Genomic DNA, 14,744 nt, shown 5'->3' with positions numbered 1-14,744 from the left:
ATGCTGTTTCTTATATTATTAATATATAACTAATTTGATTATGAAATTATTGGTATTCCTTGCTAAAGGGTTTGAAACGATTGAGTTTAGTGCTTTTATAGATGTTATGGGATGGGCAAAGACGGATTTTGATTGTAAAATAGATGTTGTGACCTGTGGCTTGAATCAAAAAGTGATTAGTTCTTTCAATGTTCCTGTTTTGGTGGATAAAGTCATGGATGAAGTGTCTGCAGATGAATATGACGCGCTTGCGATACCCGGCGGATTTGAAGAATTCGGATTCTATGAGGAGGCATATAATGAACAACTTCTGGAATTGATACGACTGTTTGACTCACAAAAGAAATGGATCGCAACAGTCTGCGTGGGAGCTTTGCCTGTTGGGAAAAGTGGAGTGTTGAACGGTCGGAAAGCAACAACTTATCATCTTAGAGGTGCTCATAAACAGAAAGTGCTTCAGGGATTTGGAGCAACTATCGTAAATTCTCCCATCGTGGTGGATGATAATATCATAACTTCTTATTGTCCTCAAACATCATACGGGGTTGCATTGCTTTTATTAGAGAAGTTGACCTCTCATAAAGAAATGGTTTTAGTGAAAGATGCTATGGGATTTTAATAAGTTGCATTTAAGCACTGCACTCGGTTTTGAGTTCGCTATGGATGATGCTTCTCACTGCTTTTTCATGTTTGAATAAATAATAATAAGTGCTTGCGGTAAGAAAAGCCAGAAACCGGATATTGGTTCGACTATGCAACCGATTATGGTGAACAGTAGAATGAAGTAACCTAAAAATAAAGGTGCCGGTTTTTGTTCTTTTCTGATATAGTATTGAAGTGTCTCTCCCCAAAGAATAAGTATTATTCCGCAGATTAGGAACCAGAAAGCAAAGCCCAGGTTATGATTTTCTCCAATAGAGTCTATTAATCCATTGTTAAGCATTTCCGTAAAAGCTTCTTTTCCAAGAAATAACGCATAAATGGTATGAATGACTCCTGTTGCTGTTAAAAGTGTTCCACTATATTTCCAAAGTTTCATGTTCTTGCCTTTTTAGTATTTTATTGGGATGTACACTTCTACAGAATTTGAAATTTAATCCGTTTTAACATATCATCCGGTTCTTAATAAGTTGCTCGATAACGCAAATATAAGTAATCATGTACGATTCCCAACGTATGATTTCGACATTTGTGTTTGTTTTAGATTCTTTATACTTGGTCATTCGTTTTCTTGTTGTGATATCTGTGGACATGAGTTGCTTTATAAATATCCTTTAGTTCTTCTTTATTGTATTGAAAATTATATCTTTGTATTTCAGATAGTTGGATTTATGGAGTTTATAAAAGAGGCTGGCGTTTCACCACAAAAAAGTATGGATATTAAGAATGATAAGATCACAATAAAGCCTTTGCGTGATAAAGATGTAGGCATTTTCAGTAAATGGTTGGCTAAAGAATATATTTATAAATGGTTCTGCCCTGACGGAGAAGAACATAAAATGGCTTGGTTGGATGAGGTAAATAATAGAAATACCCAATATCATTATATGAAACATTTCATTGTTTATTATAATGATAGAGCCATTGGCTTTTGTTTATACTTGGATTGTTATTTTGAAAAAGAATATATACCGGAACATTACGGAAAAACTGTCGATGAGAAAGAGACAGTCTTTGAAATAGGTTATCTCATAGGCGAAGAGGAATATTTGGGTAAGGGCATCGGGAAGATTATTGTAAAGAAGCTGATCGGGGAAATTGCCGAAATAGGAGGGAAAGAGATATTGGCTGACCCTGATGAGGCTAATGTTTTATCCATAAGAACATTGTTAAGTAATGGATTCGTAAAAGTAAAAGATTGCGATTATAGGTATTGTCTTAAATAGATAAGAAAACTTCTTTTGAAAGAAGTTTTCTTATACGGCCATTCTATTTATTATTTGAATACAAAGTTGCTCAATAGATAACTCAAGAAGTTACCATAAATGATTATCTTTTATCTGACTTGTAAACTCATTTATGGCATCATATCTCAGCTTCGAAACAGAAGAGTTTACTTTCGCTATTTTCTTCGTTAAAAACCTTTCGATGAAATTCATTTTGTCAAACTGAAACTCACCACCTAAAATGGCTTTGGGAATCGATAATCTCTGTAAGAACTCCGGGAAAGCCTTGTTCATTTCTTCCGCTTCTTGTTCTTCGTTCATACAACAGATGAACAACCCTATTACTTTTTGCTCTAATAACGGTTGGTTATTGTGACAGAATTGAGTAACTTTTCGGTTTGGAGAGCCCGCATAAATAGCTGTTCCAAGAATTATTCGATCGTAAGTTCGGATATCAGGTCTCGGACACTCCTTTAATGAGATGTAGTCAACTTTATTAGTCAACTTTTCTCCGATAAGGTGTGTTACTCGCTCGGTAGTTCCATGTTTTGAATAATATATGATAGCTGTTTTCATTTTCAACAGGCATAAGCGGTTTAAAATAGCCGTTAATAAGTGGCATGGTTATCCTCTGTAAAGGTAGAGACTTTATTCTGACTAGCAAACAGTTTTCGATATAATTAATCTATACCTTGTTTTTCTCATATTTGAAAAATATGTTCCCCATCTCAAAACGAGACAGGGAGCATTCCTTAATTTATAATAATGTACAGGTGCCAAGATTGATTCCATAATACCTGTACATATTGAAATTCCTACTTAATATCCCGGATTTTGATACTCGCTGCCATTGGTGATTGTTGCAGTAAATGTAGTTGAAATGGGACGTAATGCATAATTCGGGTGAAAGAATTGTGCTAAGTCCGGATGAGTATTCTCCAGATACTCCGAGTTCTTAAACATTCCTGTCCGTTTCAAGTCGTAGAAGCGGCAATATTCTCCGCAAAGTTCACGGCCTCTTTCATCTAAGATATCACGCACCGTAATACTCCCTGTAAGCGGATTTGCTCCGGCACGTTCACGAACCTTGTTGATATAACCGGCTGCATTTGCACCACCATTCAGGTAAATATCAGCTTCTGCCGCAATCAAATAAACTTCTGCCATACGCATGATAAATGTTGCATTCAGATTACCGTTTCTCTGTTTGGAAGCATTGGCTACATAATAATTACTGCTGTTATGCTTATTCAGTGACGGATAATAGTAGCGGAACTGGTTCTCGTTTGTGCCGTCATCCTTGTAATTGCCTGTGATGTTTGTATAAGCATAATTCATGTTCACGTTATTATTGTCATTACTATATACATGGTGATAATCAATCAGCAAGTAATCAGAAATATGTTCTTTTTGCTTTTCTGTAGCATAATCAATGTCCTGGGGCATGATAAACTTAATGGCTAAGTCACCTTTATTCAGAGCTTTGCCAATGACGGTTTCTTCTTTGTCATACATATGTACGGCACTCTCATCCCACGTGTAATTCTTGTTCGCGTTCCATTCAGTAGTGAACGATTCATGAAATCTGGGGTCCAATGTTCCGTCTTTCTGTACATACAAACTCAACAAATGCTGTGTGGGCATAAAGATACCGGTAATTGAGCCTTCCCAAGTAAGGCGTGTCTCCTGATTATCTTCACGAGCACCAAACTTATTGATATTGCATAAGAAATACTCATCGTTGCGATTTAGCTTGTAATTTCCGTTGCTTGATCCGTGACCGTCTGCTCCTGCATACCAGCGATGTTTCCAGAGAGCTTCTTTGTTTTCCCAGTTATTGCTCTCTTTGAATACTTCGCTATAAGATGGGTACATATACGTATTGTATTTCCCACCGCCAGTTTCGCAATCGGTAATCAATTTTTTGGCTGTATCCAGAGCTTCCTGCAAATATTCGGTGCTTCCATATTCGTACGTCTGTAAGCAGGCTTTAGCCAGAAAACCGAGAGCGGCTTTCTTCGTCGGGGTGGTAGTAGTTGCATGCGTACCTGTTGGCAACCATTCGGATGCGAATCTTAAATCGGGCAGGATTACTTCCTGATAGATAGTCATCGGATCGGTACGGGTGGGGGAGTAAGTCAGTGTTTCCGCTGTTATCGGTTCTGTGAGCATTGTCACTGCTCCGAATTGTTCCACTGCATTGAAATAATAGACAGCTCTAAGAAAACGGGCTTCCGCAATCTTGGCATTCCGCTCCTCTTCCGTGGTGTAAGGAGGTTTGTCTCCTAATGCGATAGCTTCGTTACAGGCTCCCACACCGTCGTACGTCCCGTTCCACCAATTATTGGTGTAAGTCGTATTGGGTGATGTTCCTGCGAAAAACCAGAACCACTGTGTGTAACTTGTTGATTCGTTGGCTTTATACGTCCAAAGATCGGTGTCGCCTTCAGTCAGTGACATCCAGTCCGCAGAACCGTAGTAAAACCTTTCCATAGCAAAATAACACTGGTTAATCAGGGTTTCATATCCATCGATGGAAGTAGCCAAAGCCTCTTTGGTAAATGCGCCCGGGTTGTATTCCTCCAAGGTGCAGGAATGTAGAGATAAGGCCGAGAACAGCACACTGCAAAATATGAATTTTATATATATCCTTTTCATGATTATAATCTTTTGTTAGAATGTCAAATTAACGCCAAAAACAAATTGCCGGTAGGTAGGAAATGCATCCGAACCGTTGGTTTCGGGATCAGTATCTTTCAACTGCTTATCTTTTACAAAGATGAACGGATTGTAGGCTGTGGCATAAATACGGCATTTCTCCATTAAAACTTTGCGGGAAATATTGACGGGTAGTGTATATCCCAGCGTGATATTCTTAATCTTAATGAAGGAGCCGTTGCGCACTCTTAATGAAGGATATACGGTTTTTTGTTCGTCTCCCGTTCCGGGACGGGGGAAATAGGCTCCTTGATTATCCTCTGTCCAGTAGTCTACGCCTGCCAGTTGATTCTTGGTTACGCTCTGTTCGGCGGTATAATAACCGAGCAGGTCACTGTTGATTGTCTGTCCGTAACGCGCCATGGCAAAGACGGATAAATCAAAATTCTTGTAGGTGAAGGAATTGCTGAATCCGATGATCCAGTCCGGATTGGAATGTCCTAGAATTTGCCGGTCTTCCGTACTGTATTTATGCACACCTCCATCGCCTTTCTGGTCTAAGGTTTCTATCTTGATGAATCCGGGTTTTACGCCGTAGGCATCCAATGTTTCCTGTGGAGTATCGGTTCCCCAAATTCCGGTATATTTATATCCGTAAATAGCTTTAATCGGTTCACCAACAAACAGGTTTTCGGCGATCAGATCACCGTCAGGCAGATCGTCTATTTGTTCCTTGTTCCAGGTGACGGATAAAGTGGTGTTCCATGTGAAATCTTTATGCCGTATGTTGTGCGAAGTGATCGTTGCTTCCACACCTTGGTTACTGGTCTGGGCGATGTTCTGCCAGATAGCCAGAGGCGATCCCCATCCGGTCAGACCGCTGGTGATGGGCAATGTACGTTTGAATAATAATCCTTTGGTGGTTGTCTTGAACCATTCTACCGATCCGTCAATGCGACCGTTCAGGATACCGAAATCCAACCCCACATTCCAGTTGTATGACTTCTCCCAGCCGAGATCGGAACTACCGTAGGTACCGGAGTATTGCGTGAAAGGAACAATCTTCCCATTAATGGAAATTCCCGAAGCGGTATATACGTATGCTTGTGTTGTGGTGCTGTATGCGGTGGTTCCTCCCGAGTTACCCGTGATGCCGTAGCTCACTCTCAATTTCAGGTTGTCCAGCCAACTACGTGTCTTTCCCATAAATGCTTCGTCCGATATTCTCCACGCCAGTGCGCCTGCGGGGAAAGCATCCCATTTATGTCCGGTGGAGAATTGTGAAACACCGTCCCAACGGGTCGAGAAGTTAAATAGGTATTTACCCTTGTATGAATAGTTCAGACGGAAGGCAAAAGACATTTTCTGCGTCTGTGCGAAGTCGGATTCTACATGTTGGGAAGTGCCCGATGTCAGTCGCCAGAAAGACCATTGATCTACCATTTGACCGCTGGCGGCAGCCATACTGCTTTCCGACTGGTTCTTATTCCAGGAAGTAATCAGTGAACCTCCCAGATTATGGTCTTTGGCGATGGTTGTGTTGTATGCGAGAATATTTTCCCAAGTGTAATTCCAGGCATTGTTGTTGGTGATGGAAGCATGCGGTGAACCTGCATAAGACGGACGGTTGGCATTGCACTTCTCTCCCCAGTATTGCCCGCGGCGTGAGTGATTCAACGTACCATTGGCACGACTGGTAAAAGTCAGGTCTTTGACGGGAGTTAGTTCGACATAGCCGCTCATATTCAGGTAGGTAGAACGTGTGTTGTCTACATACTGGTTCTCTATAAAATCACTCATCGGGGAATATTGTCCTGTGATGTATTCGTGATTGATCTCCCCTTCTTCGGTATAAGCATCACCCAGCGGGATGGCGGAGAGAGATTTGGTGAATGTGTTTTTCACACCGGAGTTCAAGTCCCGGTAGACTAAATTGGAGGTAAAGCCCACCTTTGCCCATGAAAATATCTGTTGATCCAGGTTGAGGCGTAACGAATATCTGTTCAGATTTTCGTTATTAAGTAAACCTTCTTCCCGATTGTAGGAAGTCGAAGCAAATAATTTTGTCTTTTCAGTGCCACTGCTGACCGAAAGACTGTATTTCTGTGTGGTAGCCGTGTTGCCCGACACTTCATCTATCCAGTCTATCCATTTGCCGTCGTTGTATGCATCTATAAAATCCTGTTTCCCCAGTAGGGCGGACATATCGGTAGGATAGTCACCGTTTTTATATTTATAGGCTTCTTGCTGGTAGGTGACCCATTCATCCCGCGTCATTCCATGCCTGTAGTTAGGTGAACCGCTGAATCCGTAATAAGCATCGAAGTTTACGGTCGCTTTTCCCTCTTTTCCTCTTTTTGTGGTGATGATGACAACACCGTTTGCTCCTGCAGAACCATAAATGGCGGTGGAAGAAGCATCTTTCAATACATCTACACTCTCGATGTCCGACGGGCTGACCTGGCTATAGCTGCCGGGGATTCCATCGATAATAAACAACGGTTCGTTGCTGCCATAGATAGATCGTGAACCACGTAACAGGATAGTGACATCACCTCCTACCTGTCCCGAAGTTTTGGTGATATCCATTCCGGGTATCTTGCCTTGAAGGGCTTCCATCACATTATTGGTAGGAGCGGCCAGTACTTCCGCACTTTTGACGGAGGTTACCGCCCCCGTCAAATCCCGTTTTTTGACCGATCCGTATCCTACCACCACTACTTCATCAATCAGTCTGGCATCTTCCGTCAGTATGATTTCCAGCTTGTTCTTGTTGCGTGTATTGACTTCCTGTTCCGTGTATCCCATATAAGATACCTTTAATATTGCATTGGGCGATACGCGCAGTGTGAATAGTCCGTCTACATTCGTAATTGTCCCGTTACTGGTACCTTTTTCAACGATATTCGCTCCGATAATCGTCTCTCCTTGAGAGTTTTTCACTACACCCGAGATCGTTCTGCTCTGTTGGCAATAAGCCCGTGTTGATCCAAGTATCGATAATGAACCTATTAATAGGAATAATAGGTAAAAATTCATTCTATAAACAGTCTTTAGGGGATTATTCTCCCCTATGTTTGTTTTATCAGAAAATGATTTCATGCTTTTTGTTTAATTGTATGTTTACTAATTTGTTTTTGGATAGCTAAATTTCAGGATGATTTAAAGCTATGTTTCGACTGTAATGACTTTACTTACCCCATAGGCTATTAGATTTTATTGGTTAAATGATGATTGTTCAGAATGTCAATGCCAATTGAACATTATTCTGTTACTGTTTTGAATGTGGCGCCACGATTCATGTCAGTAAAAAAACTGACAGGGCAAAATTATGCATATAGAACTGGGGATTGAAAAAAATAAAGTTGACTTTTATCAGGACAGAGTTGTTTCTTACTACCTGTTGTATATTTGATTTTATAAGGTAATATTGTTGTTGATTAAATCTTTACCCGTCGTAAACTTTACAGTAGTAAAGTTTTAGAAGTAGATAAAAATGATAAAGACCGGGATAAAATAGATCTAATTAGGTTATATTCAAAAGAGAAACAGATAGAAAGCTGTCTTTTTCAAAGGGTGATATGTAGTTGCGAATTTTATTTTCATTATCTTTGTCTCAATGTATTTACTAAAGCAACAATGATATGGATATTAAAGTAAAAGACAAGGTGAATCAAAGGCATGTCGGTCGCAATCTGCAAAGAATCCGTGTGTATCTGGGTATGAAACAGGAAGCGTTGGCTTCTGATCTGGGTGTTAGTCAGCAGGAGATCTCGAAAATAGAGAAACAAGATGAAATAGAAGACGGACTGTTGACAAAAATAGCTGAAGTCTTGGGAATATCTACTGATGTCATCAAGGATTTTGATGTTGAAAAAGCCATTTGTAATATTAATAATTATAAAGATGCTACCATTTCTCCGGGAGCAACAGCAACTGTTTATGCAGCTCATACGCAACAGATTAATCCTCTTGAAAAGGTGGTTGAACTGTATGAGCGCTTGTTGAAAAGTGAACAGGAGAAAATAGAGATTCTAAGAGAGTGCATAAAGCAGGGCAAATAATCAACAGACTGGAATATGGAAACGGAAAAGTACACAAATACGATTCATCTGGGAAGAAAAATTGAACGGGTGCGTCGGCTTCGGGGAATGACTCAAGCGGAACTCGGTGATTTGTTAGGTATAACGAAACAGGCTGTTTCGAAAATAGAACAAACAGAGAAGTTTGACGATGAACGATTAGGCGAGATTGCTTCAGCATTAGGCGTTACTGTAGATGGCCTGAAGAATTTTAATGAAGAGACAATCTTGTATAATACGAATAACTTCTACGAGAATTGCGGTGTTAAAAGTGCTGTCAGTAATACAGGTAATAATCAGACCTTTAATAGTTTTCCTGTTGAACAGGTAATTGAGATTTTCGAAAAGCTGTTGGATAAACAAAAGGAGCAATTTGAAACTTTAAAAAAAGAGAAGAAATAAATATCTCCAAGATATTGAATTTTATCAGTCGTAATTATACTCCTGATGCAATGATAGCTGAATTGATTTCTTCAAAAAATAAGGAAATAGATTGGTTGAAAGAAGAAATTAAGTTTTTAAGAGGGGAAAATGAAAAATTGCTGCTGATTGTGGGTGAAAAGATATGAGATGATGTTATCATAATTATGTGATACACTTCTGTCTGTTGTTTATATGGGTAATTATCACCTTTATATTGTAAGCATAACTAAGAGCTGATTGAAACTTTATAAATAATATTTTCTACTGTAAATGTTGAGGTATCCAAACTCTTTTTAATTCAAGGAGTTTGGATACTATTTTTAAGTTTACTGCATTATGGTGTAGTGTTCACAACACAAAGGCAATTATTTCGGGTGACAAGATAATATCTTTTTCTTTGAAAAAAATATCACAAAATTTTATTTGAAGGCTAATTTAGTTATTCTGTGTCCTTATTACTTTTTGTATCATTAGTATGATCCATACAGATATAACAAAGGGAGCGGTTAAGGTAGTGATACCCAAACTCATTCCTAGAATCTGTAATACGGTGGACAGTAAGACAGAGCATCCTGCCCATACGCCATTTTTCCAGCTCGTTCCTCCTAAAGCTATGGCACATAATACGCCATTATATCCCATTAGACCGGCATTTAAGTATGTAGTATCCACTTCAAGTAAAATGGCTAAGGGAATAGGAAGAAGTGCTCCTAAGATAGTATAGAGACTTGCTTTCCGAGAATTAATCAAAATGCCTATAAGGAAAAATAATCCGGATAAAACTGTATTTCCCTGAAACATGACTTGCCCTATACCTAAGCAGAAGGCTTGGAAATAATTAATATTCTGTGTGGTATCAATAACCGTATCAGAAACTGGTAGCAGATCTGGTATAAGCCAGCTACAAACTCCCAACATTCCCCATACAGCAAGAATGAAAGGAGCAGTAAAGCCAGGGAGCAAACGTTGCTGACTGAAAAAATAGGCAATCCATGTGGAAAGGGCTGAAGCGATAATCAACATGATTAAACTTCCTACTGATAATTGAAGAAATACGCCAACTGCTATACCTACCAAAGTTCCATTAAATCCGTATAATCCATTTTTAATATCATCATACTTATATCCCGAAAAATAGGCGGCCAGTGTACTTATTATATTACCGCAGACTGCTAGTATGCCCATTTGCCATGAGTTTAGAAATATTCCAATTAGCATTAATAATCCGGATAGCGCATTATTCTGAAACATCACTTGTCCTATTCCACGTCCCAGAATGAGAAATAAATTGTGTATAAAGATCATTTGTATAAAATATTGACTAATAAAATGATGACAAAAGTACAATCTTCTATTGAAAATAGCAAGATTAAGAGATGTGTAATAAAAGATTGTGAACTTATATGGTACTAGTAAAATTTTGGGCTCAGTTGTAATTCTTGGGGGATTTGGTTCAGGACACAGCCATATCCCTAAAAAATTATTCATTCCTGCACAGATTTGAATTAAATGCTACATAGTGAAAAAACATCTATCATAAGTATCATTCATTTTAATAATTTTCTCATTATCAAAAGAATAAACATGATAGATAGCTTTTAAAAAAGATATCTATCATACTTTTATTGCAAAAAACAGCTATCTATCATGCCTATACTTTGTCTATTTTAGTGTAGTATTAGGTGAGATTATCCATTTAAAAGCATAAGAATGCACGTTTTATAGGACGACAACCTGTATTTGGCAGCTTAATAATCTATTGGGAGCGGTGATGTGTCTATAGCCCACGTATGCAGGCTATACAGCCCGCATCTGTAGGCTGTACGGTTTACGTATGTAGGCTGTACAGCCTACATACGTGGGCTATAAACTTATCACCGTTAAAGTTGGATTATTAAGCCATGATCATCGGATTTATACAGGTTCATTGCAACAAAAACAAGCTATCTTATCTATATAGGGCCTTTATTCGGCTATTTTGCTGATGATAGATAATCTATTTTTGTAAGCGTCTCGACGATGCCATATTTTCTATCTTAATTTTTCCTTTTAGCTTTGCGTCATAATAAAAAAACACATCTTATGACTGCACATGACTTGTACACCCGTACCTTATCGGATTATAAATCCTGTTTATGTTCTTCTCCTGCCTTAACTCTTCGTAGTTATTGCTGTGAACGACATGTAAACTACCATGGTATGTGTCTTTGGCTTTCCCGTCACGGCATCAGTATCCGTGAGTTGCGTCCCTCCTCTTCCGTCGCCACCGCTAAAGAGCCTGCATCCTCTTTCAGCCGTTTGTTTCCGGTCTGCTCTTCCCCTTCCTCCTCTCCGGATATGCTTTACGGGGTTACCATCACTTTCCCTGACGGAGTGACTATCTCTATCAAGCAAGGCAGCTCTTTTAGCGTCAGCCGTTTTATCGACCGTTATAACAGTAAAATTCAGGAGGAAGAGTCATGTTTGCTTTAACCGATGGCATGCATTATTATCTGTGCCAACATTATGTTGATATGCGTAAAGGCATGACCGGGCTTTACCGGCTTGTCAAGTCCGACATGTCCCTTTCTCCCGTTTCGGGTGATGTATTTGTGTTTTTCTCCCGCAAACGTGACATGGTTAAAATTTTGCGGTGGGATACGGACGGTTTTATTCTCTATCAGAAACGACTGGAAGAAGGTACCTTTGAGGTTGCCCGTTTTAATCCCGATACAGGGTCTTATGAGCTCTCATGGAAGACTTTTCTTTTGATAATGCAGGGCGTCTCGCTCCGGTCTGCCAAATGCAGGAAACGGTTCCGGTTGAAGTGATATGCTGATATAATAATCTATATATCAATATGTTATATTGCAAATACTTCGCTGATTTCTTTGTCTTCCGGTTCTTTTTTCTTATCTTTGACACATGCAAAAGGACCGACTCATAGAACTTCTGGAGGATCAAATCAGATCTTTAAAAGAACAGCTTGAAGCGGCTGCCAGGCGTGAGGAGCATGGGCAGCTGCTTATCTGCGAATTGACGATGCAGGTCCGGCAATTAACCGAAAGTGTCCATTCATTAGAAGAGGCGTTGACCTTGAAAAATGGTAAACTGAAAAAACAGGAGAACATCAGTCGTGGCTTAGGCAAACTTATAAGCAACGAGTCTGAAAAGCAGGTACCGGGTAAAGCGGAGGCGGTCCGGCAGACGTCTCCTTCCCGTCCATGCCCTTCTCCCAAAGAGCGGGGAAACAATAAATCCAAACGCAAGGAGCATTTTGAACTGGAAGAGAAGGTAATCGAAGTCAATCCCGAACATCCCCTTTTCAGCATATCCCTTGCCAAATTCATGGGATACCGTGATTCTATCCGTTATGTCTACACTCCTCCGAAATTTGAAAAGCTTGTCTACCGGCAAAACATTTATAGCTTAAACGGAACAGTCTTCTGCGGTTCCGCTCCCCAGGCACCTTTCCTTAACTCAAACTACGACGGATCTTTTGTAGCGGGTTTATGCCAGTTGCGCTATATCTACTCTATGAGTGTGGAGCGGATTATCGGCTTCTTCCGTGAAAGCGGATTTGAGCTTGAAAAGCCCACCGCGCATCACCTGCTGGGCAGAGCGGCCGAAGTGTTGGAAAACCTTTACAGGGCGTTGAGAATGGCCGTGCTTGAAGACTCTTATCTTTGTTGTGATGAAAGTTACCACAAAGTCCTTGTGGAAGAGAAGAACAGTAGAGGCGAAGGGGTAAGGCAGGGGTATATCTGGGCGGCCGTCGCGGTCAAGCAGAAATTGATACTGTACCTCTACGAGAATGGCTCCCGTAGCGGGAAGGTGCTTTTTGACCTTCTTTCCGAATATGAGGGGACAGTACAAAGTGACGCATACAGTCCGTATAGAAAATTGGAAAGTGACGCCTATCCGGGAATTAAAAGAATCGCCTGCCTGCAGCATGTCAAAAGGAAGTTTCTTGAGGTACAGGAGGAACCGGAAGCACAAAAGATCGTTGAACTGACGAACAAGCTGTATCAAAAAGAACATGAACACTGTGTTGGTCGACAGGGATGGACAGACAAGGATAACCTCAGGCACCGGAAAAGGTATGCGCCGCAGATACTCAGCGAAATAAAACGGGAACTGCTCAGGATAAAGAGTAAGCCTGACTTGCTTCCCAAAAGTGAGATGGCGGGAGCGGTTGACTATATGCTCTCGCAATGGGAGGCCATTAAGGGCATCTTTACTGAAGGATATTACTACTTGGACAATAATTTGGTCGAGCGGTACAACCGATATATATCACTGTCCAGAAGAAATTCCCTTTTCTTTGGAAGCCATAAGGGGGCGGAAAGAGGTGCCTTATTTTATTCGCTGGCCTGTTCATGCAGAATGCAGGGAATAAATACCTTCGAATATATCACGGAGGTAATCAATAAAGCGGCAAAGCTACCACCAAATACGGACATAAAGGTATATAGAAATTTATTGCCGGACAAATGGAAAGAAAATAGAAGTAGGATCGAAACATAAAGAGGAGATGCTACTTCTATTTTTTTTGAGGGGGGGGGACGGCATCGCCGAGACGCTTACCTATTTTTGCTGATAAAAGTATGATAGATACCTTTTTAAAAAGCTATCTGTCATACTTATTCTTTTGATAATGAGAAAATTATTAAAATGAATGATACTTATGATAGATGTTTTTTCACTATGTAATATTTAATTCAAATCCGCACCGGAATGAATCTTTTTTTAAGGATGTGATTGCCCTGAATCAAATCTCCCAAATTTTCAGACTGAGCCAATTTTTGCGGGAGTAGGATTGGAAATATTGTTTTAAGAAAAATCCCCTGATAACTTAAGATTATCAAGGGATTTTCTTGGTGATCCGCCTGGGATTCTCCAATAGGAATTACCATGCTGATATTTAAAACTTTATATTTTTAGCTTCAAGCATATCCCATGATTTATCCCACTAATTTGCTACGTGCTTTTGCAGTAGTTTGCTCATGGAGAATACTGAAGGGAAAGATAGCTACTCTTCTTCATATTTACAAAATATAGAATTTCACATTTATTGCCAGCAGCAAGAGAATTATTATATTATCTCTGTTGATTATCACCGTTTTATAGTTTCATCCATTTGGAAATCCACATGATTTAGCACACGATTATGTTTTATCGTTTTGCTCGCTATAAGAACGATGCTTGTGCAAATGTGAAAAAAATATTCCATTTAACCAAAATACAACACGTTTTTTATAAGCTATTCTGTAATCAATTTCTTGTTAAGTCAATCCAGAAATGATACATTGTAAAATATCCTTCATGGTTTTCATATGTATGGGTGGAGGTATATTCGTTTATTTTATTGGTTAAAATCAATGGTGAATCATTAGGATATTCATTCAATATTTTATCGTTGATGATTTTAAGCCATTCTTCAATCGATTTATTCTCAATATATGCAAACATTCCATTATTGTTCAGATGTTCATCACCGTGGAATCCTAATTTATAGCGTTGTATTCCTCCAGACGGGTTGTTAGTTGTACTATTTCCTGTTACGTATTCTTCTTTGTTTTTATAGCGAGGCATTGGAAGTCGCTTTGCTTCGGCGTAGAATATGCGTGTATATTTGTCGTCATTCAAATAGAAGTATATATCCCTTAATTCCGCAACACTATTATAAAATATTTTTTTTAAGTACCTGAGCAAC

Annotated in this window: 13 protein-coding genes; 7 read left to right on the top strand and 6 right to left on the bottom strand. The window is 39.6% G+C overall.

Going from position 1 to position 14,744, the window contains the following annotated elements:
- Positions 1-40: 40 nt before the first annotated feature.
- A complete protein-coding gene (locus DW862_RS23680) occupies positions 41-619 on the top strand; it encodes a DJ-1/PfpI family protein (protein ID WP_004306443.1) in 579 nt (192 codons plus the stop codon).
- A 54-nt stretch (positions 620-673) separates the two neighbouring features.
- On the opposite strand, the gene DW862_RS23675 is transcribed toward DW862_RS23680, so the two are convergent.
- Positions 674-1,039 carry a DUF6463 family protein gene (locus DW862_RS23675; RefSeq protein WP_004309084.1) on the bottom strand — a complete coding sequence of 122 codons (366 nt, stop codon included), beginning with the start codon at positions 1,037-1,039 and terminating at the stop codon, positions 674-676.
- A gap of 334 nt (positions 1,040-1,373) precedes the next feature.
- On the opposite strand from DW862_RS23675, the gene DW862_RS23670 reads away from it, so the two are divergent.
- Positions 1,374-1,886 carry a GNAT family N-acetyltransferase gene (locus DW862_RS23670; RefSeq protein ID WP_117684732.1) on the top strand — a complete coding sequence of 171 codons (513 nt, stop codon included), beginning with the start codon at positions 1,374-1,376 and terminating at the stop codon, positions 1,884-1,886.
- Between the two features lie 90 nt (positions 1,887-1,976).
- Here DW862_RS23670 and DW862_RS23665 read toward each other — a convergent pair whose 3' ends face one another.
- The 3 genes from DW862_RS23665 to DW862_RS23655 form a co-directional block, all read right to left on the bottom strand.
- Complete coding sequence (locus tag DW862_RS23665) at positions 1,977-2,462, bottom strand: flavodoxin domain-containing protein (protein ID WP_117684730.1); 486 nt, start codon at positions 2,460-2,462, stop codon at positions 1,977-1,979.
- Between the two features lie 243 nt (positions 2,463-2,705).
- Positions 2,706-4,544: a RagB/SusD family nutrient uptake outer membrane protein gene (locus DW862_RS23660; RefSeq protein ID WP_118196712.1), complete on the bottom strand. Its 1,839-nt coding sequence runs from the start codon at positions 4,542-4,544 to the stop codon at positions 2,706-2,708.
- A gap of 15 nt (positions 4,545-4,559) precedes the next feature.
- Positions 4,560-7,646 (bottom strand): TonB-dependent receptor, encoded by a 3,087-nt coding sequence (locus DW862_RS23655; RefSeq protein ID WP_117684726.1) that lies wholly within the window; start codon positions 7,644-7,646, stop codon positions 4,560-4,562.
- A gap of 542 nt (positions 7,647-8,188) precedes the next feature.
- On the opposite strand from DW862_RS23655, the gene DW862_RS23650 reads away from it, so the two are divergent.
- Positions 8,189-8,608 (top strand): helix-turn-helix domain-containing protein, encoded by a 420-nt coding sequence (locus DW862_RS23650; RefSeq protein ID WP_004299169.1) that lies wholly within the window; start codon positions 8,189-8,191, stop codon positions 8,606-8,608.
- 15 nt (positions 8,609-8,623) lie between these two features.
- Entirely contained in the window at positions 8,624-9,028 is a 405-nt protein-coding gene (locus DW862_RS23645) for a helix-turn-helix domain-containing protein (RefSeq protein ID WP_004299170.1), read from the top strand.
- Between the two features lie 456 nt (positions 9,029-9,484).
- On the opposite strand, the gene DW862_RS23640 is transcribed toward DW862_RS23645, so the two are convergent.
- Positions 9,485-10,354, bottom strand: a complete 870-nt coding sequence (locus tag DW862_RS23640; RefSeq protein WP_120070862.1) for an urea transporter — start codon at positions 10,352-10,354, stop codon at positions 9,485-9,487.
- A gap of 777 nt (positions 10,355-11,131) precedes the next feature.
- Here DW862_RS23640 and DW862_RS23635 point away from each other — a divergent pair.
- From DW862_RS23635 to DW862_RS23625, 3 genes are all read left to right on the top strand, one after another.
- Positions 11,132-11,521: a hypothetical protein gene (locus DW862_RS23635; RefSeq protein WP_120070838.1), complete on the top strand. Its 390-nt coding sequence runs from the start codon at positions 11,132-11,134 to the stop codon at positions 11,519-11,521.
- Positions 11,509-11,859, top strand: coding sequence for an IS66 family insertion sequence element accessory protein TnpB (gene tnpB / locus DW862_RS23630; RefSeq protein WP_120070836.1), 351 nt, complete (start codon positions 11,509-11,511; stop codon positions 11,857-11,859). Before DW862_RS23635 ends, tnpB begins: the two co-directional genes overlap by 13 nt.
- A gap of 94 nt (positions 11,860-11,953) precedes the next feature.
- A complete protein-coding gene (locus tag DW862_RS23625) occupies positions 11,954-13,555 on the top strand; it encodes an IS66 family transposase (RefSeq protein ID WP_120070833.1) in 1,602 nt (533 codons plus the stop codon).
- 747 nt (positions 13,556-14,302) lie between these two features.
- Here DW862_RS23625 and DW862_RS23615 read toward each other — a convergent pair.
- Positions 14,303-14,744 (bottom strand): hypothetical protein (locus DW862_RS23615; RefSeq protein ID WP_207895184.1); only part of this gene is annotated, 442 nt, incomplete at its 5' end.

Source organism: Bacteroides sp. AM37-9 (genome assembly GCF_003603455.1).
Classification (GTDB): Bacteria; Bacteroidota; Bacteroidia; order Bacteroidales; family Bacteroidaceae; genus Bacteroides; species Bacteroides xylanisolvens.
This window is presented reverse-complemented; position numbering and strand designations above follow the sequence as displayed.

Coding starts and splice junctions, on each gene's coding strand:
- DW862_RS23625 (WP_120070833.1), top strand. CDS start 11,954: ATGCAAAAGGACCGACTCATAGAACTTCTGGAGGATCAAATCAGATCT.
- DW862_RS23675 (WP_004309084.1), bottom strand. CDS start 1,039: ATGAAACTTTGGAAATATAGTGGAACACTTTTAACAGCAACAGGAGTC.
- DW862_RS23680 (WP_004306443.1), top strand. CDS start 41: ATGAAATTATTGGTATTCCTTGCTAAAGGGTTTGAAACGATTGAGTTT.
- DW862_RS23645 (WP_004299170.1), top strand. CDS start 8,624: ATGGAAACGGAAAAGTACACAAATACGATTCATCTGGGAAGAAAAATT.
- DW862_RS23635 (WP_120070838.1), top strand. CDS start 11,132: ATGACTGCACATGACTTGTACACCCGTACCTTATCGGATTATAAATCC.
- DW862_RS23640 (WP_120070862.1), bottom strand. CDS start 10,354: ATGATCTTTATACACAATTTATTTCTCATTCTGGGACGTGGAATAGGA.
- DW862_RS23650 (WP_004299169.1), top strand. CDS start 8,189: ATGGATATTAAAGTAAAAGACAAGGTGAATCAAAGGCATGTCGGTCGC.
- DW862_RS23660 (WP_118196712.1), bottom strand. CDS start 4,544: ATGAAAAGGATATATATAAAATTCATATTTTGCAGTGTGCTGTTCTCG.
- DW862_RS23655 (WP_117684726.1), bottom strand. CDS start 7,646: ATGAAATCATTTTCTGATAAAACAAACATAGGGGAGAATAATCCCCTA.
- DW862_RS23670 (WP_117684732.1), top strand. CDS start 1,374: ATGGATATTAAGAATGATAAGATCACAATAAAGCCTTTGCGTGATAAA.
- tnpB (WP_120070836.1), top strand. CDS start 11,509: ATGTTTGCTTTAACCGATGGCATGCATTATTATCTGTGCCAACATTAT.
- DW862_RS23665 (WP_117684730.1), bottom strand. CDS start 2,462: ATGAAAACAGCTATCATATATTATTCAAAACATGGAACTACCGAGCGA.